The organism is Streptomyces collinus, from assembly GCF_031348265.1.
In the GTDB taxonomy this organism is placed as follows: domain Bacteria; phylum Actinomycetota; class Actinomycetes; order Streptomycetales; family Streptomycetaceae; genus Streptomyces; species Streptomyces collinus.
The window spans coordinates 3838855-3863185 of the sequence record NZ_CP133771.1 but is presented as its reverse complement, the minus strand read 5'-3'; the positions used below and the strand labels follow the sequence as shown (position 1 = coordinate 3863185).

The 24331-nt window shown below is 73.7% G+C and carries 24 protein-coding genes; 14 read left to right on the top strand and 10 right to left on the bottom strand.

What is annotated here, in order from left to right; genetic code table 11:
• Positions 1-2: 2 nt before the first annotated feature.
• Together RFN52_RS17365 and RFN52_RS17360 are read left to right on the top strand one after the other, a co-directional pair.
• Positions 3-1151: an acyl-CoA dehydrogenase family protein gene (locus RFN52_RS17365; RefSeq protein ID WP_184847544.1), complete on the top strand. Its 1149-nt coding sequence runs from the start codon at positions 3-5 to the stop codon at positions 1149-1151.
• A complete protein-coding gene (locus RFN52_RS17360; RefSeq protein WP_184847543.1) occupies positions 1151-2200 on the top strand; it encodes a Zn-dependent alcohol dehydrogenase in 1050 nt (349 codons plus the stop codon). The genes RFN52_RS17365 and RFN52_RS17360 overlap by 1 nt, the downstream gene beginning before the upstream one ends.
• Here the strand turns inward: RFN52_RS17360 and RFN52_RS17355 are convergent.
• Positions 2190-3203 carry a GlxA family transcriptional regulator gene (locus RFN52_RS17355; RefSeq protein WP_184847542.1) on the bottom strand — a complete coding sequence of 338 codons (1014 nt, stop codon included), beginning with the start codon at positions 3201-3203 and terminating at the stop codon, positions 2190-2192. The genes RFN52_RS17360 and RFN52_RS17355 overlap by 11 nt on opposite strands.
• A 71-nt stretch (positions 3204-3274) precedes the next feature.
• Between RFN52_RS17355 and RFN52_RS17350 the strand changes: the two genes are divergently transcribed.
• Entirely contained in the window at positions 3275-4576 is a 1302-nt protein-coding gene (locus tag RFN52_RS17350) for an MFS transporter (RefSeq protein WP_184847541.1), read from the top strand.
• 93 nt (positions 4577-4669) lie between these two features.
• Here RFN52_RS17350 and RFN52_RS17345 read toward each other — a convergent pair whose 3' ends face one another.
• Complete coding sequence (locus RFN52_RS17345) at positions 4670-5137, bottom strand: hypothetical protein (RefSeq protein WP_184847539.1); 468 nt, start codon at positions 5135-5137, stop codon at positions 4670-4672.
• Between the two features lie 167 nt (positions 5138-5304).
• On the opposite strand from RFN52_RS17345, the gene RFN52_RS17340 reads away from it, so the two are divergent.
• A complete protein-coding gene (locus tag RFN52_RS17340) occupies positions 5305-6426 on the top strand; it encodes a methyltransferase (protein WP_184847537.1) in 1122 nt (373 codons plus the stop codon).
• A 3-nt stretch (positions 6427-6429) separates the two neighbouring features.
• On the opposite strand, the gene RFN52_RS17335 is transcribed toward RFN52_RS17340, so the two are convergent.
• The 4 genes from RFN52_RS17335 to RFN52_RS17320 all read right to left on the bottom strand — a co-directional run bounded on the left by RFN52_RS17335 (position 6430) and on the right by RFN52_RS17320 (position 11518).
• Positions 6430-7053 carry a flavin reductase family protein gene (locus tag RFN52_RS17335; RefSeq protein ID WP_311240979.1) on the bottom strand — a complete coding sequence of 208 codons (624 nt, stop codon included), beginning with the start codon at positions 7051-7053 and terminating at the stop codon, positions 6430-6432.
• A gap of 115 nt (positions 7054-7168) precedes the next feature.
• Complete coding sequence (locus tag RFN52_RS17330) at positions 7169-7960, bottom strand: enoyl-CoA hydratase/isomerase family protein (protein ID WP_184847535.1); 792 nt, start codon at positions 7958-7960, stop codon at positions 7169-7171.
• Positions 7960-10185 carry an acetate--CoA ligase family protein gene (locus tag RFN52_RS17325; protein WP_184847533.1) on the bottom strand — a complete coding sequence of 742 codons (2226 nt, stop codon included), beginning with the start codon at positions 10183-10185 and terminating at the stop codon, positions 7960-7962. Before RFN52_RS17325 ends, RFN52_RS17330 begins: the two co-directional genes overlap by 1 nt.
• A gap of 127 nt (positions 10186-10312) precedes the next feature.
• Entirely contained in the window at positions 10313-11518 is a 1206-nt protein-coding gene (locus RFN52_RS17320; RefSeq protein ID WP_184847531.1) for a flavin-containing monooxygenase, read from the bottom strand.
• Between the two features lie 235 nt (positions 11519-11753).
• On the opposite strand from RFN52_RS17320, the gene RFN52_RS17315 reads away from it, so the two are divergent.
• From RFN52_RS17315 to RFN52_RS17290, 6 genes are all read left to right on the top strand, one after another.
• On the top strand, positions 11754-12203 hold the full coding sequence (locus tag RFN52_RS17315) for a DoxX family protein (RefSeq protein ID WP_184847530.1): 450 nt from the start codon (positions 11754-11756) through the stop codon (positions 12201-12203).
• Positions 12203-12619 carry a Zn-ribbon domain-containing OB-fold protein gene (locus tag RFN52_RS17310; RefSeq protein ID WP_184847528.1) on the top strand — a complete coding sequence of 139 codons (417 nt, stop codon included), beginning with the start codon at positions 12203-12205 and terminating at the stop codon, positions 12617-12619. The genes RFN52_RS17315 and RFN52_RS17310 overlap by 1 nt, the downstream gene beginning before the upstream one ends.
• A 109-nt stretch (positions 12620-12728) precedes the next feature.
• Complete coding sequence (locus RFN52_RS17305) at positions 12729-13364, top strand: GNAT family N-acetyltransferase (RefSeq protein WP_184847526.1); 636 nt, start codon at positions 12729-12731, stop codon at positions 13362-13364.
• A gap of 95 nt (positions 13365-13459) precedes the next feature.
• Positions 13460-13672 (top strand): DUF4287 domain-containing protein, encoded by a 213-nt coding sequence (locus tag RFN52_RS17300; RefSeq protein ID WP_184847524.1) that lies wholly within the window; start codon positions 13460-13462, stop codon positions 13670-13672.
• A gap of 59 nt (positions 13673-13731) precedes the next feature.
• The gene (locus tag RFN52_RS17295; RefSeq protein WP_184847523.1) at positions 13732-14634 is read left to right on the top strand and encodes a GNAT family N-acetyltransferase; all 903 of its coding nucleotides are present in this window, start codon (positions 13732-13734) and stop codon (positions 14632-14634) included.
• On the top strand, positions 14631-15068 hold the full coding sequence (locus RFN52_RS17290; protein WP_184847521.1) for a DUF5958 family protein: 438 nt from the start codon (positions 14631-14633) through the stop codon (positions 15066-15068). The genes RFN52_RS17295 and RFN52_RS17290 overlap by 4 nt, the downstream gene beginning before the upstream one ends.
• 147 nt (positions 15069-15215) lie before the next feature.
• On the opposite strand, the gene RFN52_RS17285 is transcribed toward RFN52_RS17290, so the two are convergent.
• Both RFN52_RS17285 and RFN52_RS17280 read right to left on the bottom strand, forming a co-directional pair.
• Positions 15216-15893: a pyridoxine/pyridoxamine 5'-phosphate oxidase gene (locus RFN52_RS17285; protein WP_184847519.1), complete on the bottom strand. Its 678-nt coding sequence runs from the start codon at positions 15891-15893 to the stop codon at positions 15216-15218.
• Between the two features lie 178 nt (positions 15894-16071).
• Complete coding sequence (locus tag RFN52_RS17280) at positions 16072-17241, bottom strand: thiolase C-terminal domain-containing protein (protein ID WP_184847517.1); 1170 nt, start codon at positions 17239-17241, stop codon at positions 16072-16074.
• A gap of 104 nt (positions 17242-17345) precedes the next feature.
• Between RFN52_RS17280 and RFN52_RS17275 the strand changes: the two genes are divergently transcribed.
• Both RFN52_RS17275 and RFN52_RS17270 read left to right on the top strand, forming a co-directional pair.
• Positions 17346-18539, top strand: coding sequence for an acyl-CoA dehydrogenase family protein (locus RFN52_RS17275; protein ID WP_184847515.1), 1194 nt, complete (start codon positions 17346-17348; stop codon positions 18537-18539).
• The gene (locus RFN52_RS17270) at positions 18536-19039 is read left to right on the top strand and encodes a nitroreductase/quinone reductase family protein (RefSeq protein WP_184847513.1); all 504 of its coding nucleotides are present in this window, start codon (positions 18536-18538) and stop codon (positions 19037-19039) included. The genes RFN52_RS17275 and RFN52_RS17270 overlap by 4 nt, the downstream gene beginning before the upstream one ends.
• A 51-nt stretch (positions 19040-19090) precedes the next feature.
• Here the strand turns inward: RFN52_RS17270 and RFN52_RS17265 are convergent, their stop codons facing one another.
• Entirely contained in the window at positions 19091-19738 is a 648-nt protein-coding gene (locus RFN52_RS17265; RefSeq protein WP_167345935.1) for a TetR family transcriptional regulator, read from the bottom strand.
• A gap of 121 nt (positions 19739-19859) precedes the next feature.
• Here RFN52_RS17265 and kbpA point away from each other — a divergent pair, with 121 nt between their 5' ends.
• On the top strand, positions 19860-20582 hold the full coding sequence (gene kbpA / locus RFN52_RS17260; RefSeq protein WP_184847511.1) for an AfsK-binding protein KbpA: 723 nt from the start codon (positions 19860-19862) through the stop codon (positions 20580-20582).
• A 193-nt stretch (positions 20583-20775) separates the two neighbouring features.
• Positions 20776-23187 carry a protein serine/threonine kinase AfsK gene (gene afsK / locus RFN52_RS17255; RefSeq protein WP_184847509.1) on the top strand — a complete coding sequence of 804 codons (2412 nt, stop codon included), beginning with the start codon at positions 20776-20778 and terminating at the stop codon, positions 23185-23187.
• A gap of 163 nt (positions 23188-23350) precedes the next feature.
• Here afsK and RFN52_RS17250 read toward each other — a convergent pair whose 3' ends face one another.
• A complete protein-coding gene (locus RFN52_RS17250) occupies positions 23351-24301 on the bottom strand; it encodes an alpha/beta fold hydrolase (RefSeq protein WP_184853927.1) in 951 nt (316 codons plus the stop codon).
• Positions 24302-24331: the final 30 nt, after the last annotated feature.

Genomic DNA, 24331 nt, shown 5'->3' with positions numbered 1-24331 from the left:
TGATGGACTTCGACTTCGGGCCGGAGGACGACGCGTTCCGCAGCGAAGCTCGTGCCTGGCTCGCTGTGCATGCCGACGGCGTCTCGGACCGCCGTGCCTGGGAACGTACCCTCGGTGCCGCCGGGTGGATCGGGCTCGGTTGGGGTGAGGGCGGCTACGGGAACCGCACGGCCACCCTCACTCAGCAGGTCGTCTGGGCCGAGGAGTACGCGCGGTCGGCGGCACCCCCGCGCTCGGGGCACATCGGGGAGAACCTGCTCGCGCCCACGCTCCTCGCCCACGGCACCGACGAGCAGAAGGCGCGGTTCCTGCCGCCGATCGCCGCCGGCGAGGAACTCTGGTGCCAGGGCTACAGCGAACCCGGTGCCGGATCGGACCTGGCCGGGATCCGCACCGCGGCCGTGCGCGAGCCGGACGGCCGCACCTACCGCGTCACCGGGCAGAAGATCTGGACGTCGCTCGCGCACGAGGCGGACTGGGGTTTCGTGCTGGCCAGGACCGAACCCGGCTCGGTACGGCACCACGGGCTGACCTTCCTCCTCGTCCCCATGGACCAGCCCGGCCGGATCGAGGTCCGTCCCATCCGCCAGATGACGGGCACCAGCGACTTCAACGAGGTCTTCTTCGACGGCGCGCACGCCGGGCACGTCGTCGGCGGCGAGGGCGAGGGCTGGCGCGTCGCGATGAGCCTGCTCGGCTTCGAACGGGGTGTGTCCACGCTGGCCCAGCAGATCGGGTTCGCCGAGGAACTGGCGGGCGTGGTGCGCGCGGCCGTCGCGTCGGGCGCGGTGCACGACCCCGTCGTACGGGAACGGCTCGTAAGGCAGTGGGCCGAGTTGCGGACGATGCGCTGGAACGCCCTGCGCACGCTGGGGAGTTCCGGTGACGGGGGTGCCCCCAGCGTGGCCAAGCTGCTGTGGGCGGGCTGGCACCAGCGGCTCGGGGAGCTGGCGGTGCTGGTGCGGGGCGCGGCGGCAGGGGTCGGCCCCGCCGACTGGTCGGCCTCGGCGCCCTACGAACTGGACCCCGCACAGCACCTGTTCCTCTTCTCCCGGGCCGACACGATCTACGGCGGCTCGGACCAGATCCAGCGCACGATCATCGCCGAGCGCGTGCTCGGCCTGCCCAGGGAGCCCAAGGGGGCCGTGTGATGCGAGGCGTGATCTTCGACGGGAAGCAGGTCCGGGTCGTGACCGACCTGGAAGTGCGCGAGCCCGGGCCGGGCGAGGTGCGGGTGGCGGTCTCGGCGGCCGGGCTGTGCCACAGCGATCTGTCGGTGGTGAACGGGACCATCCCCTTCCCCGTGCCGGTGGCGCTGGGCCATGAGGGGGCCGGGGTCGTGGAGGCGGTGGGCGGGGGCGTCACCCATGTCGCGCCCGGTGACCATGTGGCGCTGTCCACCCTGGCGAACTGCGGCACGTGCGCGGAGTGCGACCGGGGCCGGCCGACCATGTGCCGGCAGGCCATCGGACGCCCGGGGCGGCCGTTCCGCCACGACGGCTCGCCGGTGCACCAGTTCGCGTCCAACTCGGCGTTCGCCGAGCGCACGGTCGTCAAGGCCGTCCAGGCGGTCCGCATCCCCGACGACATCCCGCCGGCCTCGGCGGCGCTCATCGGGTGCGGGGTGCTGACCGGGGTGGGCGCCGTACTGAACCGGGCGAGGGTGGACCACGGCGACAGCGTGCTGGTCATCGGGACGGGCGGCATCGGCCTGAACGTGCTCCAAGGGGCCCGGCTCGCGGGCGCCGGGCGGATCGTGGCCGTCGACGCCAACCCGGCGAAGGAGGAGGCGGCACGCCGGTTCGGCGCGACCGACTTCCTGACGTCCACCGAGGGCGTGCGCGAGCTGCTGCCCACGGGCGTGGACCACGCCTTCGAGTGCGTCGGCCGCGTGGAGCTGATCCGGCAGGCGATCGACGCCCTGGACCGGCACGGCCAGGCGATCCTGCTCGGGGTCCCGCCCGCCACGGCCGAGGCGTCCTTCCGGGTCTCCTCGATGTACCTCGACAAGTCCATCCTGGGCTGCCGCTACGGCTCCTCCCGACCCCAGCGGGACATCGCCCTGTACGCCGGGCTGTACCGCCAGGGGCGCCTGCTGCTCGACGAACTGGTCAGCCGGACCTACCCGGTCGAGGACTTCGAGAAGGCGGCGGCGGACGCGGAGGCGGGGCGGGTGGCGCGGGCCGTGCTCACCTTCTGAGGACGGCGGCGGCGTCGTTCTCCGCCCGGAAGGTGCGCCGGTAGGCGGTGGGTGTGACGCCGAGGGCCGCCTGGAGATGCTGGCGCATCGACTGGGCCGTGCCGAAGCCCGCCTCCCGCGCCACCTGGTCGACGGAGCGGTCGGTGGACTCCAGGAGGTGCCGGGCCCGCTCCACGCGCTGCTGGGTGAGCCACTGGCCGGGGCTGACGCCGGTCTCCTCGCGGAAGCGGCGGGTGAAGGTGCGCACCGACATGGACTCCCGGGCGGCCAGGTCGCGCAGCTGGATCGGCTCGTGGAGACGGCCCAGGGCCCAGGCGCGGGCCGAGGTCGTGGTCGCCTGCTGCGGGTCGGGCACGGGCCGGTGGATGTACTGCGCCTGACCGCCGTTGCGGTGCGGCGGTACGACCGTGCGGCGGGCCACCTCGTTCGCGACGGCCGTGCCGTGGTCGCGGCGCACCATGTGCAGGCACAGGTCGATGCCCGCGGCGACGCCGGCGGAGGTCAGGACGTCGCCGTCGTCGATGAACAGGACGTCGGGGTCGACCTCGACACGCGGGAAGAGACGCTGGAGACGGTCGGCGTCGGCCCAGTGCGTGGTGGCGGGGCGGCCGTCCAGGAGACCGGCGGCGGCGAGGACGTAGACGCCGATGCAGATCGCCGCGAGCCGGGTGCCCGGGCGGATGCGGCCGAGGGCGGCGGCCAGTTCGCCGGTGAGCACGCCCTGCTCGAAGACCGGGCCGAGTTCGTACGACGCCGGGACGATCACCGTGTCGGCGGTGGCCAGGGCCTCGGGACCGTGCTCGACCTGGATGGCGAAGTCGGCGTCGGTCCGCACCGGGCCCGGCGGGCGGATCGAGCAGGTGACGACGTCGTACAGCAGGCGTCCCCGGGCGTCCCGGGGGCGGCCGAAGATGCGGTGCGGGATGCCCAGCTCGAAGGGGAGCAGGCCGTCGAGGGCGAGGACGACGACCCGGTGCGGGCGGAACTCCGGCTCACGGCGCATGGCCCGATCCTAACGAATGCTGTCCTTCGGGCCACTCGATGGAGCGCGCCGCAGGTCGGAAGCTCTATGTCGTGACCCAGACAACCGAAGCAGCGGCCGTCCAGCAGCCGCCGAAGCCGACCCGTGTGCGGGTGCACCGCGCCTGGTTCGTCGCCGCCGTCACCTTCGTGACGATCATCGGCGCCGCCGCCTTCCGGTCCGTGCCGGGCCTGCTCATCGACCCTTTGCACGCCGAGTTCGACTGGTCACGCGGCACGATCGGCGCCGCTGTCTCGGTGAACCTCGCGCTGTACGGTCTGACGGCCCCGTTCGCGGCGGCCCTGATGGACCGCTTCGGCATCCGCCGGGTCGTCGCGGTCGCCCTGACCGTGATCGCGGCCGGTTCCTGGCTCACCGTGTGGATGACCGCGGCCTGGCAGCTGATGTTGTACTGGGGACTGCTGGTCGGACTCGGTTCCGGCTCCATGGCGCTGGCCTTCGCGGCGACCGTCACCAACCGCTGGTTCACCGAACGGCGTGGCCTGGTCAGCGGCATCCTCACCGCCGCCTCGGCCTCCGGCCAGCTGATCTTCCTGCCCCTGCTGTCCTGGATCATCGACCGGTACGACTGGCGCCCGGCCGCCGTGACGGTCGCGCTCGCCGCGCTCGCGGTCGTCCCGTTCGTCTGGCTCCTGCTGCACGACCACCCCGCGGACGTGGGCCAGAAGCCGTACGGCGCCACCGAGTTCGTGCCGAAGCCGCCGCCCGTCCCCGGTGCCGCCCGCCGGGCCGTGACCGTGCTGCTGTCCGCCGTGCGCACCGGCCCGTTCTGGCTGCTCGCCGGCACCTTCGCGATCTGCGGCGCCTCCACCAACGGACTGATCCAGACCCACTTCATCCCCGCGGCCCACGACCACCACATGCCCGTCCAGGCCGCCGCGTCCCTGCTCGCCGTCATCGGCGTCTTCGACGTCGTCGGCACGATCGCCTCCGGCTGGTTCACGGACCGCTTCGAGTCGCGCCGCCTGCTGGCGGTGTACTACGCGCTGCGGGGCGTCTCCCTGATGTTCCTCCCGCTCCTGCTGGGCCCCGCGGTCCACCCCCCGATGATCTTCTTCATCGTCTTCTACGGCCTCGACTGGGTCGCCACCGTGCCGCCCACCCTCGCCCTGTGCCGCGAGCACTACGGCGAGGACAGCGCGATCGTCTTCGGCTGGGTCCTCGCCTCCCACCAGGTCGGGGCGGCCGTCGTCGCCTTCCTGGGCGGGGTCGCGCGGGACACCTTCGGGTCGTACGACGTGGTCTGGTACGCGTCGGGGGCGCTGTGCGCGGCGGCGGCGCTGATGGCGCTGGTGATCCGGCGCAGGGCGGGGGGCGAGGTGGCGGTGGCCTGAGACGGGGCCGGTCGCCTGGCTTGAGACGGGGCCGGTCAGCTGGCTTGAGGCGGGGCCGGTCAGCTGGCTTGAGGCCGGGCCGGTCGCCGGAGTTCAGCCCGTGCCCCGCCGCCCGAGGCCCGTCCGGGCGGTGTTGCGGATCCGCTTCGTCCGGCCGCTCCCGGCGAGCACCCGGAGGGCCTCGGGGTTCGTTCCGGCCGCCGTCTTCAGCTGGAGCCAGTCGGACGACGCGAGCAGGTCGTCCCGGTGCCAGGGCAGCCGCAGCGCGACCGCCCGGAACAGGGACCACTCCTGGAGGCGCCGCATCAGGAAGGGATGGCCGGTCACCACCCGGGCCATGGCCTCGCCCCACTCCTCCCAGCCGGGTTCGCACCAGAGCCGCGCGGCACAGCGGTCGAGGTGCCGCACCACGGCGGCCCGGGCCATCACCGGGTCCGGGTCGGCGAGAACCTCGCCGACCAGCCCGCTCTCGTCCGCGTCGGCGACCTGCTCCAGCTCGACGAGGTAGGCGGCGAAGCGGGCGTGCTCGGCCGGTTCCTGGCGGCTGTCCTCGGTGTTCATGGCCCTGCCTCCCCACCCGCCGCGACGCTCCCGCTGGTCGGCCTATTCTGAATGCTGCCACCGCACTGCCTCGAAAGGTGAGTTGATGACACTCGGCATGGTCCTCGGTGACGTGGTCGTCGTGATTTCGCGCGTTCGCTCACGTTCGACCTTCCGAGGAGTCTGCCGTGTCCACGATCCACTGGGTCGAGGCTCGACCCCGTTTTGCCCGCTGGCACTCTGAGTCCGGGCTGCCCCTGCCCCGCCGGGTCGTCGTCGCCGACGACCTGATGCCGGCCGCCGTCGCCCACCGACTCGCCTGTGAGGGCACCGCGTTGCTGTGGCGCGGGGATTTCCACAACGCCCGTCAGCTGCTGCGTGCCATGGACCGCCGGGTCGGCCGCAGCGCGCCCGAAGCGCCGGGACGCCCGGCCGAGGCGTTTCGCGCACACCGCCGGTACCGCGCCCACCGTGCGCGCGTGCTCGGCAAGTTGCTCGTCCTGCTGGAGGAGGACCACACCCTGGCGCTGCGCCGCGCGCCGGATGTACGCCGGGCCTGCGACGAGGCCTACGGGCCTCCGTCCGGCGGGCCCGTCGCCGTCGCGCTCACCGAGCTGCTGGGGGTGATCGGCGCCAGGGAGTGGCGGGAGAAGGGCGTTGCCGTACCGGCGCTCGGCGCACGGATCCACCCGCACTACGGGGTGTTCGCGCCGACCAGGAGCGAGTACGTCGACCTCGTCGCACGGGCGCCCCTGCCGGGCGGCGGGACCGTGCGCACGGCGTTCGACCTGGGCACGGGCACCGGAGTGCTCGCCGCCGTGCTGGCCCGGCGCGGGGTCGGGCAGGTGGTCGCCACCGACGTCGGCGCCCGGGCACGGGAGTGCGCCCGGGCCAACGTACGGCGGCTGGGGCTCGCGGGTACGGTCCGTGTGACCGGGCCCGGGCTGTACCCCGACGGCCGTGCCGACCTCGTCGTCTGCAACCCGCCCTGGCTCCCCGCCCGGCCCGCCTCCGACCTGGACCTCGGCGTCTACGACGCGGGCGGTGCGATGCTCCAGGGCTTCCTGAGCGGGCTCGCGGACCGGCTGGAACCCGGCGGCGAGGGCTGGCTCGTCCTGTCCGACCTCGCCGAACGGCTCGGGTTGCGCGACCGGGACGCGTTGCCGGCCGCCATCGCGGCGGCGGGGCTGCGCGTCGCCGACCGGCTCGACACCCGCCCGCGCCACTCCCGCGCACGGGACACCAGCGATCCGCTCCACGCCGCGCGGGCCGCCGAGGTCACCTCGCTGTGGCGGCTGACGGCGGGGTGAGCCCTACGGGGGCGCCAGCCGGGCGAAACGCCCCCGGTGGAAGAGGAGCGGGCCCTCCGGGCCGTCGGCGTCCTCCGTGCCGAGGGCGTTCACCCGGCCCACCACGATGAGGTGGTCCCCGCCGGTGTGCACGGCGTGGATCGCGCAGTCGATCCACGCCACCGCGCCCGTCAGACGCGGCGAGCCCGACACCGGCGCCGCGTCGTACGCCACGCCCGCGAACTTGTCCGCGCCGCTCACCGCGAAGGCACGGCACAACTCGCCCTGGCCGACGCCCAGGACGTTCACGCAGAACACCCCGGCCCGGGCGATCCGCGGCCAGGTCGTCGAGGTCCGGCCGACCATGAAGGCGACCAGGGGAGGGTCGAGGGAGAGGGAGCTGAGGGACTGGCAGGCGAAGCCGGCGGGAGGTTCGCCGGCCGTGGCGGCGGGTGCCGTGACGACGGCGACGCCCGTCGCGAAGTTCCCCAGGACCCGGCGGAACTCCCCGGGGTCGAGGGGGGCGCGCTCGTTGGCGCCGACGCACCGCAGTTCGGGCCGCGGCAGCGCGTCGACGGGCTCCGGGGCGGTGGCGCGGACCGACCTGAGGTAGCGGACGGCGGCTTCCGCCATCCCTGCTTGTCCCATCACACCCAGCATTGAAACTGACGCAGCGTCAGATAGGAAGAGGTGGGAAGGGGCAGGAACAGGGTGGGAAGAGGCAGGAACAGGCACGAACAGGTAGGCAAGAGTGCGGGGCGGGTCAGTGGCCCCGGTACTCCGCGGTCCGCCGTTCCACGAAGCTCCGTATGCCCTCCCGTGCGTCCGCCGTCGTCATGTTGATCTCCTGTGCGGCGGCCTCGGCGGCGAAGGCGGCGGCGCGGTCGGTGTCTAGGGAGACGTTGACGAGCTGCTTGGTCAGGGCGAGGGCGCGGGTCGGGCCGGAGGCGAGTCGCTCGGCCCAGGCGCGGGCCGTCTTCTCCAGCTCCTCGTCCCTGACGACCCGGTTGACGAGCCCGAGGCGTTCGGCGTCCGCAGCGGTGAGCGCGTCGCCGAAGAACATCAGCTCCTTCGCGCGCTGCGGGCCGACGAGGCGCGGGAGGAGATAGGCGCCGCCGCCGTCGGGGACCAGTCCGCGGCGGACGAACACCTCGATGAAGCGGGCGGATTCGGCCGCGAGGACCAGATCGCAGGCGAACGCCAGATGTGCGCCGAGGCCGGCCGCAGTGCCGTTCACGGCCGCGATCACCGGCTTCTCGCAGTCGAGCACGGCGGCGATCAGACGCTGGGCGCCGGTGCGCAGGGTGCGGGCGACGTCGCCCGCGAGGCGTTCGCCGCCGGTGCCGCCCGCCCGGAGGTCCGCCCCGGCGCAGAAGCCGCGGCCCGTCCCCGTGATCACCACGGCCCGCACGTCCGCCTCCGCGGACGCCTCCGCGAGCAGCCCGATGATGTCCTCGCGCTGCCCGGGCGTGAGGGCGTTGAGGGTCTCGGGCCGGTTGAGGGTGACGCAGAGGACGTGGTCGCCGGTCGTGTACAGAACATCGGCCCCGGTCATCAGCGGCACACCGCCAGCGCGTCCAGCGCCACGGCGCCCTGCCCCTGCGGCAGGACCATCAGCGGGTTGATGTCCAGTTCCGCGAGCTGGTCCCCGAGTTCCAGGGCCATGCGCTGCACACGCAGGACGACCTCGACCAGCGCGTCCAGATCCGCCGCCGGCCGCCCCCGGACGCCGTCGAGCAGGGCCCGCCCGCGCAGCCCGGCGAGCATGTCCCGCGCCTGCCCCTCCCCGAAGGGCGGCACCCCGACGGCGGTGTCGCGCAGCACCTCGACGAGCACGCCGCCGAGTCCGACGGTCACGGTCGGTCCGAACAGGTCGTCGTGGGCGACACCGACGACCATCTCGACGCCCTGCTCCACCATCTGGCAGACCAGGACGCCGTCCAGGGCGACGTCCTCGTAGCGGGCGATGTCGGTCAGCTCCCGGTAGGCGTCGCGGACCTGGCTGGCCGAGGTCAGCCCGATCTTCACCAGGCCCAGTTCGGTCTTGTGGGCGATCCGGGCCCCGGAGGCCTTCATCACCACCGGGTAGCCCACGAGCCCGGCCGCGCGGACGGCCGCCGCCGCGCTGGTCACCAGCTGCTCGCGCGGTACGCGGATGCCGTACGCCCGCAGCAGCTGCTTCGCCGCGTGCTCGCTCAGCTGCCGGCCGGGCTGCATCAGGGCCTGCGCCTTGCGGTAGGACGGCGACGGGGTGCGCGGGGCCTCGTCGAAGGGGGAGCGGTAGGCGGCCGTGAAGCGGTGGTGGGCGAGGTAGGCGCGGACGGCGGTGAGGCAGTTGCCGACCGTGCGGAACGTGGCGACGCGGGAGGAGCCGAGCAGGACCTCGCGGTAGGCGGGCTCGGTGCCGACCGGCGAGCCCCACACCACGCAGACCAGCTTGTCGGTCTGCTCGGCCGCGTCCACCAGGTCCCGGACGAGCCGGTCGCTGAGCGGCGGGAACGGCCCGGTGACCGGGCAGATCAGCACGCCCACCGCGGGATCGCCGAGGATCGCGTCGATGATCTTCCGGCCGCGCTCGTCCCCCACCGGATGCCCGCCGTTGTCGACCGGGTTGGCGACGCTCAGGTACTCGGGTATCCACTGGTGCAGCTCGGCCTGCCTGGCCTCGGACAGCTCCGGCAGGCTCAGGCCCGCGGCGGTCGCCAGGTCGGCGACGTGCGCGCCCGTGCCGCCCGAGATCGAGTAGACGACGACCCCGTCCGCGCGCGGCGGCCGGGCCCGGGCCAGCAGGGCGGCCGTGTCCTGGAGTTCGTCCAGCCCGTCGACCCGGATCACGCCGTACTGGCGCAGCGCCGCGTCCACCACGGCGTCCGCGCCGGTGAGTTTGCCGGTGTGGGAGGCGGCCGTGCGGGCGCCGGTCTCGGTACGGCCCACCTTGACGGCCACGACCGGGACTCCACGCCGGGCGGCGCGGTCGGCGGCGAGCAGGAAGGAACGGCCGTCCTTCAGCCCCTCCAGGTAACAGGCGATGGCGCCGACCTCGGGCTGCTCGGCGAACCAGGCGAGGAAGTCGGCGCTGTCCAGGTCGGCCTCGTTGCCGGTGGGGGCCCAGTGGGAGAGGCGGATGCCCAGCTCCTGGAGGGCGAAGACCGGGCGGCCCTGGTGGCCGGACTGGGTGATCAGCGCGATCGCCGGCCCCTCCAGGTCGTCACGGAACCGCTCGAAGGCGTTGAGGTTGGTGTTGGGCCCCAGCAGCCGCAGCCCCGACCGCTCGACGGCGGCGGTCAGCCGTCGCTGGGCGGCCTCGCCTTCCGGCCCGGTCTCGGCGAACCCGGAGGCGAAGACGACCGCGAACCGTGTCTTGGCCTCGGCCAGTTCCTCGATCACCGGGAGGGGGTCGCCGACCAGCACCACGGCCAGATCGACCTGTTCGGGCAGGCCGGCGACGGACGGTGAGCAGGGGATGCCGAAGACGGACGGCCGGCTGGGGTGCACTGGGTGGAGCCGGGCGCCGACCCGCTCCGCCCAGTCGACGAGCTGCCGCGTGATGCCGGTGTTGGGGCGGCCCGCGGCGTCCGAGGCGCCGATCACGGCGACGGTCCGGGGGCGGAAGAAGCGGTCCAGGTCGGGTACGCCGGCGTGCAGCGGCCGTCCGCTGACGTCCAGGTCGCCCGCCTGGGCCGGCCTGCCGTGCACGGCAGGCCCGGACCGCTCGCCACAGGCGATGGCCCGAGTCCGGCGGGAGTCGGTGGTGAGGGTGCCGTGGGTCGATCCAAGCATCGTTTCCGCCCGCTCCTGTGAGACAGCCGCTAACTGACGCTCTGTCAGATTACTGAACTGATGCGACGTCAGGAACGCTGTGAGCAAGCAAAGTTGTCGAAGCCGTCGACCGGGCGACTCCCGTCTTTCAGCCCGGCAGCCGGGACGCGCTCCCCGCGCCGTTCCGTGCGACGGCCTTGGCGATCTTCACCGCGTCCAGCGCCATCTCGCGCAGGTTGCCGCTGATCGGGTTGGTGAAGCCGGTGAAGTACAGGCCGGGGGCGGTGCTCGGGGTGCGGGCGCCGTGGGTGACGGGCCTGCCGCGGTCGTCGAGCACGCCGAGGTGGCCGACCAGGCCCTCCAGGGCACGGACGTAGCCGGTGGCGGCGATCACGACGTCCGGGGAGATCCGGCTGCCGTCGGCCAGGGCGATCTTGTCGCCGTCCTCGAAACCGTCCACGGCGGCCACGATCTCCACCCGGCCCTTGCGTACCGCGTCGATCAGGCCGACGTCCTGCACCGGGATCGCCCCCTGCTTCACCCGGGTGTACAGCCCCGTGTCGGGGCGCGGCAGCCCGTGGGCCGACAGGTCGGGCAGGGCCACCCTGGCCTGCGCCCGGGAGATCCGGTCGACCAGCCCGACCGGCAGCCGGCGGACGAGGACCCCGCTGTACTGGGCGGCCCAGCCGGCGGTGGAGCGGCGCACAATGTGGGGGACCGTGCGCACGGCGAGCCGGACCCGGGAGGCGCCGCTCTCCACCAGGTCGACGGCGATCTCGGCGCCGGTGTTGCCCACCCCGACGACGAGGACGTCCCGGCCCGCGTAGGGCTTGCCGCTGCGGTACTCACCGGCGTGCAGGAACTCGCCGGTGAAGGCGGCCCGGCCCGGCCAGTCGGGCAGCCGCGGGGTGTGGTTGTAGCCGGTGGCGACGACCACCGCCGCGCCGGTCAGTTCGCGGCCGCCGGTGGCGTGCAGCAGCCAGCCCGTGCCGTCGGGGGTGCGCTCGACGCGGGACACCTCGACGCCGGTGACGATTTCGAGGCGGTGGTGCTCGGCGTACTTCTCCAGGTACCGCACCACGTCGTCCCGGGACACCCACCGCCCGAACCGGCGCGGCATCGGCAGCCCGGGCAGGGCCGAGAGCCGTCGGGTGGTGTGCAGGTGCAGCCGGTCGTAGTGGCGGCGCCACGACGCCCCGACGCGGTCGGACTTCTCCAGGACGACGGCCCGTATGCCCCGGGCGCGCAGCGCGTACGCGACGGCGAGCCCTCCGGGGCCGCCGCCGATGACGTAGACGGGGCGGTCGGGTGGGGGCTGCGCGGAGGCGTGTGTGGGGGGTGTGGAGTCGGCCATGAGCGGGAGCGTAATCACGGGACCGGTTGATGGGTCTCGGTCAAGACCGGAATTGGTTTCGGATTGATCACGGCTGTAGGGGGAGGGGGTGGGCCTCGTGGCGCAGCGGGCCCGGTTGTGACGGGGTGGTGATCGTTCCTGGCGCGGGGCGGGCGGGAGCGGCTTCGGTGATCCGCCGGAGGAAGGAGCCTTGCGGGCCTTGCGGTCCCGAAAAACTGACGTACCGTCAGATTGCATGGACACGATCTGGCTCACCGGAGCGGAATGGCTGGCCGTGCTGCGGATCGGGCTCGGGCTGTGGTGGCTGGAGAGCTGGCGGCACAAGGACCGCAAGGCCTGGTTCGAGCGGGGCACCGGCATCGCCTGGGCGGCCGGCATAGCCGCCGAGCACCGCTGGAGCGCCGTCCGTTCCGGCTTCGAGGCGGCCGTCGCGCCGCGCCCGCGCGTGATGGCGTACGTCGTCGTCTACGCGGAACTGGCCCTCGGCCTGGGTCTGATCACCGGCTTCCTCACCCCCGTCGCCCTGGCCGGCGGACTGCTCCTCAACGCCCTCTACTTCACGCTCATGATCCACGACGTCGCCGAGCAGGGGCAGAACTCGATGATGGCGCTGATGTCGGTGGTCGCGCTGTTCGGGATGTCCTGGCAGACCTGGTCGCTGGACAGCGCGCTGGGGCTCTTGTGATGGCCGGCCGCTTCGACCTGCCCGAGCCCGACGCCTTCACGCGCACGTACTGGGACGCGGCCGCCGGGGGCAGACTGCTGATCCGCCGCTGCGGGGCCTGCGGCCGGGCCCACCACTATCCGCGCGAGTTCTGCCCTCACTGCTGGAGCGAGGACGTGACGTGGGAGACGGCGAGCGGCCGCGCCACGCTCTACACCTGGTCCGTCGTCCACCGCAACGACCTGCCGCCGTTCGCCGACCGTGTGCCGTACGTCGCCGCCGTGGTCGAACTCGCCGAGGGGCCACGGATGATGACGGAGATCGTGGGGACGGCGGTCCACCCGTCCGGGCGGGCTCCGGAGCTGTCGGGCGGGGCCGAACTGGAGGTGGCGTTCCGGGAGGGGATCCCGGTGTTCCGTCCGGTGCCGACGGTCTGAAGGGCCGGCGTCCGGGGAGCCCGGCGTTCCGGAACCCGGGGCCGCAGGGGCAGCGCGTTCTTCCCGTCCCGGCATCCCGGATCGCGCCCCAGGGGCTTGAATGGGACCCATGGCCCCCATACGCGCCCACTCACCGACCGGCCCCCACCCGGATCTCCGCGGCCACGGCCTCCTCCTGCGCCCCTGGGACGCGGGGTCCGGTGCCGATGTCGACACGTGGCTGCGCGGGCTGCGGGACCCGGAGTTCCGGCGCTGGAACACCCCGCTGCGGCCGGTCACGGACCGGGCGAGTGCGCGGGAGTCGCTGCTCGCGCGGGCGCAGGCCGCCATGGAGGGGACGTCGGTGTCGTTCCGGGTCGCGGACGCGCGCAGCGACACCCCACTGGGGCACATCGGCGTCAACGAGATCAAGTACCACCTGAAGACCGCCCGGGTCGGCTACTGGGTCCTCCCCGAGGCCCGCGGCCAGGGTGTCGCCACCCGGGCCCTCCTGCTCGCCGCCCGCTGGGCCCTGACGGAACTCGGCATGCACCGGCTGGAGCTGGACCACGCGGTCGGTCACGACGCGTCGTGCCGGATCGCCGAGAGATGCGGGTTCCCGTACGAGGGGACCCTGCGCGGCGCGATCTTCCAGGAAGAGCGGCACGACGCGTTCCGGGACGCCCATCTGCACGCCCGCCTGGCCACGGATCCGGAGCCGGCGGACCCGTGGGGAGAACCGGGTGGACGGGACGCGAATATGTGACGCGCGTCACCACCGATGGGCGATCAGTCCGTCCCGCACCGCGGGTCCTACCTGTTGACCGCAGCACCACCGCAGAGCAGAAGGGACCGGCCGACATGACCGCACCTGTGAAGGGCCCCGCCAGTTACTTCCCCTCGATCGAGAAGAAGTACGGCCGGCCGGTCGCCGAGTGGCAGGAGCTCATCCGCACCTCGCCGCTGACCCGGCACATGGAGCTCGTCAACTGGCTCAAGACCGAACACGGCCTGGGGCACGGCCACGCCAACGCGCTGGTGGCGCACACGCTCGCCGGGAGCGGCGGCGCCTGAGCCGAGCGGCCAGCCGAAAATCACGAGAGCACGGGCGGCCCCGGACGGCACCATGAACCATGGACACCGACACCGGAAGCAACGCCCCTACGGACACGGGTCGTTGGCGCCTCACCCATGACCTCGACGACTTCCTGACCCGCGCGGGTGCCTTCCTCCGGTCCCGGCCGGCGCTGCACACCGTGCCGTTGACCGTCACGGAGACCCTGCGCACGCGCGGCCGGTCGGTGTACGGGGAGGGCGCACCGGAGTTCGGCGTACTGGAACGGGCCGGAGAGGTCCGGGCGGCCTTCTTCCGCACTCCGCCGCACTGGCTGAACGTCACGGCCCTCACCTCCGAGGAAGCCGACGCCCTCGCCGCGCGCCTTGCCGCCCTCGGCCGGAGCCTGCCCGGGGTGAACGCGGAGTGCGGTACCGCGGGCGCCTTCACGGAGGCCTGGCAGCGGCACACGGGCGTGACGGGGGCCCTCCGCCAGCGCCAGCGGCTCTACCGGCTCGGCACCCTGACCGCGCCCGGACCCGTGCCGCCCGGCCGCCCCCGGGTCGCCGTCGAGTCCGACCGTGAGCGCCTTGGGCGCTGGCACGACGAGTTCAGTGAAGCCGTCGGCCTGGGCACCGTCCGCGACTCCGCGGAGTGGGCGGACGCCCGTATCGACAGCGGCGGCATCACCTTCTGGGAGACCCCCGACGGCACTCCCGTCGCCATGGCCGGCACGAGCCCCCGGGTCGCCGGTCAGGTCCGGGTCACCACGGTGTACACCCCGCCCCCCTTCCGCGGGCGCGGCTACGCGGGCGCGGCGACGGCCGAGGTCAGCCGTGCCGCGCTGGCCGCCGGGGCGGACGAGGTCCTCCTCTTCACGGACCTGGCCAACCCGACCAGCAACGGCCTCTACCAGCGCATCGGGTACCGGCCGGTGGCGGACTTCGAGGTGTACGACTTCACGCAGGAGAGCGAGAGATGACCCTGAACGAGCGCGCTGTGCTGCTCAACGAGCTCGCCCAGGGCCTGTGCCCGCCGGAGGTGGGGCTCGCCTGGTTCGAGGGCCTGGGTGAGGACGAACAGAGCGAGGTGCTGCTGTTGCTCCGCGAGTTCTGCGGCCAGGCCCGGGCCACCGCTGAAGACGCCTCGGAGGCCATCCGGCGCTCCGGGCTGCGGCCGACCCACACGCCGTCGGTGCTGATCCTGGCCGGGCGCATCGACCAGCAGCTGGGAAAGGTCGCCGCCCTGCGGCCGCGGCACGAGCGGATCAAGGCATTCCGTTTGCTGGTCCACGTTCTGGGCGTGGCGGACGCGCGGCGCCGGGAGCGGTACTGTGCCGACGGGTGCGGTCACGACTGGCATCGGCTGGGCGGAGGCGCCCCTGGGCGGCCCCCCTCGGCGCCACCCGGAGGGTGAACCCGAGTCACCGTGCACCGGCCTTCGCCGCCGGCTGCCTCAGTCGCCGTGCACCGGCCTTCGCCGCCGGCTGCCTCAGTCGCCGTGCACCGGCCTTCGCCGCCGGCTGCCTCAGTCGCCGTGCACCGGCCTCCGTCGACGGCTGCCTCATGGCCACAGCAGCTCCCGCGTCCACGCCTCGCCGCCTGGCTCCCCCTCCCGCCGGTAGCGGAGCCGGACGTGCCGCCGTCGCCCGTCTCCCTGGAAGAACTCCACCTCATCGGCCCGCAGCCGGTACAGCGTCCAGGACGGCACCGGTGCCTCCGGTTCCCGTGACGCCCGCTCCCACGCCGACTCCGAGGCCCGGGCCAGGTCGTCCAGCGAGGGGAGGACCTCGCTCTGCCGCCCGGTCAGCGCCGCCGCCAGCGCGCCGGTCGAGCGGGCGTGCAGGTCGCCCTGGGCGTCCTCGGAGGGGGCCGCCGTCACCGGGCCGCGCACCCGGACCTGGCGGCCCAGCACCGGCCAGTAGAAGCCGAGCGCGGCGTACGGGCGGCCGGCGAGGTGCCGGCCCTTGCGGCTGCCGGCGTGGGACGCGAAGGACCAGCCGTCGGCGTCCGCGCCGTGCAGCATCACGATCCGTACGTCGGGCAGGCCCGAGTCGTCCGAGGTCGCCAGCGACATGGTGTGCGGTTCCGTCTGGCCGGCCGCCACCGCCGCCGCGAACCACTCGGTGAACAGGGGCAGGGGAGCGGCCGGGGCGCCGGCCGGCTCGAAGGCGGGCAGGTCGGTGACCTCCGGGTCCCAGACCCGAAGTGACCTCAGCAGGTCGTGAAGATCGGTTGCCATGCCTCGATTGTCACCGGTCCCCCGCGGGGCGGTGCGGGGAGGACGGTGGCCCCTCCGGCGGCACGCACCGGATGGCGCACGCCCGGGGAGTGCGGAGGATGACGCACTCGGGGGAGTGCGGAGGGCGGCGTCCTCCGGGGGAGTGCGCACCCCTCACCCCGCCCCCAGCACCACCGTCTCACCCCGCCCCCAGCACCACCGTCCCCGACGAGCAGAACCAGCCCCCCGTCCCCGACGCCACCGCCAGGCGCGGCAGCGTGCCGTCGCCCCGCCGCACCTGCCGCTGCCCGCACTCCCCGCGCAGCTGCCGCACCGCCTCCACCAGCAGGAACAGCCCCCGCATCCCCGGGTGCTGCGCCGACAGCCCGCCCCCGTCGGTGTTCACCGGCAGCTCACCGCCCTCGACCCGCAGCCGCCCCTTCTCCACGAACGCCCCGCCCTCGCCCTTCGCGCAGAAGCCGAGGTCCTCCAGCGTCACCAGCGTCATGTAGGTGAACGCGTCGTAGATCTCGGCCACGTCGATCTCCGACGGCCGCACCCCCGCCCGCTCGAACGCCAGCCGCCCGCTCACCGCCGCCGGCGACACCGTGAAGTCCGGCCACTCGGACATCGCCGCGTGCGATACGCACTCCCCGGAGCCCAGCACCCACACCGGTGACGTACGGCAGTCCCGCACGTACTCCTCGGCGACCAGCAGCACCGCCGCCCCGCCGTCGGAGCGCACGCAGCAGTGCAGCTTGGTGAAGGGGTCGGCGATCATGGGACCGGCCAGGACCTCGTCGACCGTGACCGGGGTGCGGTGCATCGCCTCCGGGTTGAGGGCGGCGTTGGCCCGGGCCTGCACCGCCACCTCCGCCAGCTGCTCGATCGTCGTGCCGTACTCGATCATGTGGCGCCGCGCCGCCATGGCGTACTTGGCGATCAGGGTGTGGCCGTAGGGGACTTCGAACTGCAGGGGGCCCCGTGTGCCGAACGACAGGGTCCCGGTGCGGCGGCCCGCCCGGACGTCGGCGCGGGCCGTCGAACCGTAGACCAGCAGCACCGCGCGGGCGCGCCCGGTCGCGATCGCGACCGCCGCGTGGGCCGCCATGACCTCCCAGGTGGAGCCGCCCACGGAGGTGGAGTCGACCCAGGTGGGGCGGAGCCCCAGGTACGCGGCGACCTCGACGGGCGCCAGGGTGCCGAGGCCCGCCGAGGCGAAGCCGTCGACGAGCGTGCGGTCCAGGCCCGCGTCCGCCAGGGCGCGGCGGGCCGCCTGGGCGTGCAGGGCGTACGGCGTCGCGTCGTCCACGCGGCCACAGTCCGAGAGGGCCGCGCCGACGACGGCCACTTTCCTCCGGGCCACCATGTATCTGACGGTACATCAGTTTCGGGTGGGCGCGGCAGGGCTCTGGGCTTCCCTGTTCCGCCGCCCTAATATGACGCACCGTCAGATGCGGAGAGAGGTGCCCCATGGACGCCCGCTTCACCGACGAACAGGAAGAGATCCGCCGCACCCTGCGCGACCTGCTCGACAAGCGGTGCGGTCCACAAGAGCTGCGGGCCGCCGTCGACACCCCGGCCGGACACGACCGGGCGCTGTGGACCGCCCTCGCCGGGCACCTGGGGCTGCCCGGACTGGCGCTCCCCGAGACCTGCGGCGGAGTCGGCGGCACGGTGACCGAGATGGCCCTGGCCTGCGAGGAGACGGGCCGGGCCCTCGCCCCCACCCCCCTGCTGGCCACCGCCGTCCTCGCCGCCCCGCTGCTGCTCGCCCTCGGCACCGGCGCCCAGCGCGCCGGGCTCCTGCCGCGCATCGCCTCCGGCGGACTCACCGCCGCCCTCGCCGTACCGGGGCCCGCTCTCGCCACCGCCCTCGCGCTCACCGGCCACGACCGGCGCGGGCAGTGGGCCGGCGGGGGGCGGGCCGGGGGCGTGCAGGCCCGGCGGGCGGAGGGCTGCTGGCGGGTGTACGGGCAGGTCGACCAGGTACTCGACGGGCACAGTGCCGAGCTGCTCGTGGTCGCCGCGCACACCGGGGGTTTCGCCCGGTCGCGCGTGCTGCTCTTCCTCGTGCACGGGGACGCCGCCGGCCTCACCCGGGTACGGCAGACCACCCTGGACGCCACCCGCCCGCAGGGGCGCATCCAACTGCGCGACGTGCCGGCCGAGTTGCTGGGCGACGAGGCCGCCGACGCCCTCTCCGCCCTGGCCCGGCTCGGCGGCACCGCCGCCGCCTGCCTCGCCGCCGAGGCCGTGGGGGCCGCCGGCCGGGTGCTGGAGCGGACCGTCGAGTACGTGGGGCAGCGCGAGCAGTTCGGCAGGCCGGTCGGCTCCTTCCAGGCGGTCAAGCACCGGCTGGCCGACGCCTACGTCCAGGTCCAGGCGGCCCGGTCGGCGGCGTACTACGCGGCCTGGGCCGCCGCGGCCCCGGCCCCCGGGGCGGAGACGGCCGGCTCCCTCGCCCTCGCCCAGGCGCTCGAAGCGCTGCGCCGCGCCGCCGCCGAGGGGATCCAGCTGCACGGCGGCATCGGGTTCACCTGGGAGCACGAGGCTCACCTGTACTTCAAGCGTGCCGCGGGCGACGAGCTGCTGTTCGGGCCGGTGCACCGGCTGCGGGCGCACGCGGCCGACGCGGCACACGTCTTCGAGGAGGCCGGCACATGAGGGGTGCGCGTGTGGTGCAGAAGGTGTCGTCGACCAGAGGCTTCGCGCGGGTGGCGCCGCACGTGGTGCCCGCCCTCGACCGGGCCGTCCACCGGCTCACCCGGGGAAAGGTGCTGCTCAGCGCTCAACTGCTCCCCGGTGTGGTGCTGACCTCGACCGGGGCGAGGAGCGGACTGCCCCGTCGTACGCCGCTGGCCTGCATGCCCGAGGGCGGCGGGCGCCGCTGGATCCTCGTCGGGTCCAACTTCGGGCGGCCGGGGCATCCCGCCTGGAGTCACAACCTGCTCGCGCATCCCGATGCGGAGATCAGCTGGAAGGGCCGGGACGTCCCGGTCACGGCCGTGCTGCTGGCGGGTGAGGAGCGGGCGGCGGCATGGCGGGCGCTGCTGGCGTTCTGGCCGCCGTACGCGGCGTACCAGGCGCGGGTGGAACGGGAGATCCGGGTGTTCCGGCTCGTGCCGAGGCGGGAAAGCGCGACAGGCGGCGGTCCACCTGCGTGAACCACCGCCTGCCAGACAGGACTTGGATGCGTAAGAGACCGTTGCGCCGCGCTATTTCGTCGGCTTCCGGCCGGTGACGCCCAGGTGCACCAACAGGGCGAGGTTCGGTTTCAGTTCGGCCTGCTTCACGCCCCAGGAGGAGAAACCCTTCTGGTGGGAGGCGACGGCCGCGAGCATCGCGACGAGCGAGCCGGCCACGGCCGCCGGGTTCACGTCCTTGTCGACCCTGCCCTTGGCCTGGAGCTCGGCGACGGCGTCCGCGAGGGAGTTGTTCACCGAGTTGAGGATCTTCATCCGGAGTTTGTAGAAGCGCTTGTCACCCTCGGCGGCGCCGAGATCGACGACCCGGAGGATCGCGTCGTTCTTGCGCCAGAACTCCAGGAAGCCGTCGACGAGTTCCTGTGCCGTCTGCCAGCCGGCCTTGCCGGCCCAGGAGCGGCCCTCCAGCAGCTCCGTCAACGCGGCGCCCTCGGTCGCCATTTGCTCGGCGATCTCCAGGACGGCGCCCTCGACGTCCGGGAAGTACTGGTAGAAGGTCGCGGGCGAAGTGCCCGCCTTCCGGGCCACATCGATGACTTTGACGTCCCGGTACGGGGAGGAGCTGAGCATCTCGCTGAGGCAGTCGAGCAGCTTCTGCCGGGTCGCCTGCCCACGCCTGCCGGCCACGCGGCCGTCGACGGTACGCACTTGTCCTGTCATGCCGTCAGCTTACCGAGGCGCGATCGGGGCGCGATTCGGCCGACTGCAAATGGGGTGCGGGGGAGCGCGAAGGCTGTGTGCCTGGTCTGCGGGGCGCGGCAGTCGCGGTTACGTTGGCGACATGGCCGAAAACAGGGCATCGGTGTACGGAGAGGGCGTCCCCTGCTGGGTGGACGCGCAACTTCCCGACGTCGAGGCGGGCAAGCGGTTCTACGGTGAACTTTTCGGGTGGACCTTCGAGGACTGGTTCGGCTCCTTCGCGCAGGCGCTGAAGGACGACGAACCCGTGGCCGCGCTGGTCCGCAAGGTGGACGGCCGGCTGCCGACCGTCTGGACGGTGTACTTCGCGACCCCGGACGCACCCGCCCTGGCCCGGCGCATCCGGGACGCGGGCGGGCAGATCGTCTCGGCGCCGGTACCCGCCGGGGAACTGGGCGTCACCGCGCTCGTCACCGACCCCGAGGGCGCCGTCTTCGCCCTGTGGCAGCCGGAGGAGCACCCCGGCTTCGGCAAGCGGCACGAGCCGGGCACCTTCGCCTGGGCCGAGCTGTACGCCCGCGACACCGAGGCCGCCAACACCTTCTACGGCGATCTCTTCCAGGAGGCCCTGTTCGGGGAGGACGCCGACCCCGACTTCGGCCGCGCCCCCGTCTCCGACGTGTTCCCCACGCAGATGCCGCCCCACTTCCTCGTGCACTTCGCCGTCGAGGACGTGCCGACGGCGCTGGAGGACGTGCGGCGGCTCGGCGGCCGGGTCCAGGCCCCGCCGTTCGAGACCTCGTACGGCGAGGTCGCCGTCGTCACGGACGATCAGGGGGCCTCCTTCGCGCTGCTGCGCCGCTGAGCAGGCATTGTTTGGTCATCGTTTGATCACTTATCCTGCGAGACATCCTAATTGTCACCGGGTTCGCAACCAGGGCTCCGGCCAGGAAGAATCAGGGTGCGTGCCGCCATGGCGGTGCGGTGGTGAGACGCTGCACGGGGTCGCGTGGAACATGTGGCTTTGGCGCGGCTCGTACGGGGAGGTGGCAGGCAGAGTGGTGGATCAGCTGACGCAGCACGATCCGCGGCGGATCGGGCCGTTCGAGGTGCTGGGACGGCTGGGTGCCGGCGGCATGGGGCTGGTCTATCTCGCGCGTTCGGCGTCCGGCCGGCGCGTGGCGATCAAGACCGTCCGGACGGAGCTGGCCGAGGACCAGCTGTTCCGGGTCCGCTTCACGCGTGAGGTGGAGGCGGCCCGCGCCGTCTCCGGCTTCTACACGGCCGCGGTCGTGGACGCCGACCCGCGCGCCGCCGTGCCGTGGCTGGCCACCGCCTACGTCCCCGCGCCCTCCCTTGAGGAGATAGTGAACGACTGCGGCCCGATGCCGGCCCAGGCGGTGCGCTGGCTCGCGGCGGGTGTGGCCGAGGCGCTCCAGTCCATCCACGGCGCGGGCCTGGTGCACCGGGACCTCAAGCCGTCGAACGTCCTCGTCGTCGAGGACGGACCCCGGGTGATCGACTTCGGCATCGCGTCGGGCGTCTCGAACACACGTTTGACGATGACGAACGTCGCCGTCGGCACGCCCGCCTACATGTCCCCCGAGCAGGCCAAGGACTCCCGCAGCGTCACCGGCGCCAGCGACGTCTTCTCCCTGGGCTCCATGCTGGTCTTCGCCGCCACCGGCCACCCGCCCTTCCATGGCGCCAACCCGGTCGAGACGGTCTTCATGCTGCTGCGCGAGGGCCCCGACCTCGAAGGGCTGCCGGACGAGCTGCGGCCGCTCATCGAGTCCTGTATGCAGATGGACCCGACGGCCCGCCCCAACCCGGCCGACCTCCAGGCCCAGCTGGCCCCCCACCTCTTCGGCTCCGGCTCCGACGACAGCGGCACGGCCTCCGCGTGGCTGCCCGAGCGGGCCGTGGGCCTGATCGAGTCCCGCCGCAACGGCCGCCCGGCCGGCAAGCCCGCCCCCGGCGCCGGCCGCAGCGGCGGCGGACGACCCGTCCCCGGCCCCGCGCCCATCCCGCCCCCGCCCGCGCACGACCCCGTCGTCCCGGTGCCCGCGCCCTCCCCCAAGCTCTCGGCTTCGCTCGGGCAGGGAGGTGCCCCCAGCGGCCCCGACACCGGCCCGGTCCGCCTCGCCGGCGCCCCGGTGCCCATCGGCCCGGGCCCGCGCGTCGCCGACGTGCGCGCCGCCGCCGTCATGGCGCCCCGGCCGGAGGCCGCCCTCGCCGCCTCCTGGTCCAAACCCCGCCCCGGTGTCAACGGCACGGACCCCGCCGTCGGCCCCGCCGTCACCACCCCTCCCGCCCCGGCCGCGCCGCCGGAGCAGGCCGGAGGCTGGCGGCCCTGGCGCTTCCGCATGTCCAACGACGTCTGGGGCACGCCCTCGGTCGCCGACGACCTGGTCTACGTCACCTCCTTCGAGGTGCACGCCCTGGACGTCGCCACCGGCCGCCGCCGCTTCAAGACCCGGGACGTCGCCTGGTCCATGGCGGTCGCGGACGGCCGTATCCACGCCTCCGACGGACCCACGCTGTTCGCCCTGGACGCCCGTGAGGGCGCCGACCTCTGGCGCCTCCAGACGGACGCCTGGGTCTACACGCTCCAGGCCGACCGCGGCACCGTCGTCACCGGCACCCGCGGCGGCGGCGTCCAGGGCTGGGAGGCCTCCGGCGGCCAGAAGCTGTGGGAGATCACCGGCTGCCAGTCGGACTTCGAGTCCCCGGAGGCAGGACCCGCCCTGCACGACGGCACGGTCTACGTGTGGCAGGACGCCCGGCTGCGCGCCCTGGACGCCCGCACCGGCGACGAGCGCTGGTCGTACCCGATCGGCGACGCGGCCTCCTGCGGCGGCGTCCCCATCCGGCTCACCCAGGCCACCGACGGCTACGTCTACGTCTGCGCCGGCACCCGCGTCCTCGCCCTCGACGTGGCCGCCGGGCACGTGAAGTGGCACTTCGAGGCCCCGGCCGTGTTCCTCTGCCCGCCCACCTTCGTCCCCGGCCCGGCCGTCACCGGCGGCGGCCTCTACCTCGCCGACTACCTCGGCACGGTCTACGCCCTCGACGCCACCGACGGCCGCGACCGCTGGCGCATCGCCACCGAGGCCCGCTCCTGCGTCGACCCCGTCCTGGTCGCAGCGGGACACGTCCACGTGGGCAGCGGCAAGGGCCTCTACACCCTCGACGCGGTCACCGGCACGCCCAAGTGGCGCTTCCAGGCGGGCGGCGACATCGTCGGCGCTCCCTCGGTGGCCGAGGGCCGTATCCACTTCGGCTCCACCGACCACCTGCTGTACACCCTGAAGGCCGACGACGGCCGGCTGCGCTGGAAACTCGCCACCGGCGGCGAGATCACCGGCTCCCCGGTCGTCCGGGACGGGGTGGTGTACGCGTGCAGCAAGGACCGCTGCGTGTACGCACTGGACGCGGAGAAGGGCACGGGCACGGCGCGCACCGCCTGACCCGCCCGGGACGGCCGTCGTCCCGGCGTACGGAAGGGGTGCTCCGGACGGCGGCCGTCGCTCGTCGGGGAGCGGCCCGTGCACCGCTCCCATCCACGACGCTACGCCGGGTACGGGCCGGTCGCCACGCAACGGGACGACCGGCTGCGGGGCGTCGGTCCCGTCAGTCCCGCAGTTCCGTCAGGAAGTCGATCAGCGCCTCGTTCACCTCGGCGGGCCGCTCCTGCTGCGTCCAGTGGCCGCAGCCCGGCAGCACGAGCGGCTTGCGGCGCAGGTCCGGCATCAAGTCCGGCAGCCGCTCGATCAGTTCGGGCGTCCCCGGGAAGGCCGGGACCAGGTCGCGGTCGCCGTACACGTACAGGGCGGGCGGGGTGACCACCGCGCCCTGCCAGGGGGCGGTCAGCTCCCAGTTGCGGTCCAGGTTGCGGTACCAGTTGAGCGCGCCGGTGAAGCCCGGCTCGAAGCTCTCGGTGAGCACGTCGAGGTCCTGCTCGGTGAGCCACTCGGGCAGCACCTCGGGGTCCGGCGCGTCCGTGAGCCAGCCGCGCTCCAGGTCGACCAGGGCCTGCTCGGGACGCCCGGCGTCCGGCGCGTCACCGGAAGCGGAGTACAGCAGCTTGCGCAGGGTCGTGCGGGTGTCGGCGGCGAACTCGGCGTCCGCGGCCCCCGGCTGGTTGAAGTAGTTCCAGTAGAAGCGGCCCTCGAACCGCTCCCGCATGGTCTGAAGCGGAGGCCGGCTCCCACGGAACGGCGGCGGCACGCTCAGCCCGGCCACCCCGCGCACCACGTCCGGCCGCAGCAGCGCGGTGTGCCAGGCCACCGGCGCGCCCCAGTCGTGCCCGACGACGAACGCCCGCTCCTCGCCCAGCGCGTGGACCAGCCCGACCACGTCCCCCACCAGGTGGAAGATGCTGTACGCGGCCACGTCCTCGGGGCGGTCGCTGCCGCCGTACCCGCGCTGGTCGGGCGCGACCACCCGGAAACCGGCCTCCGCCAGCGGACCGAACTGGTGCCGCCAGGAGTGCCAGGACTCCGGGAATCCGTGCAGCAGCACCACGAGCGGGCCCTCGCCCTGCTCCGCGATGTGCAGTTGTATGCCATTGACGTCGATCATCCGATGCTCAACCACGCTCCCGAGCATACG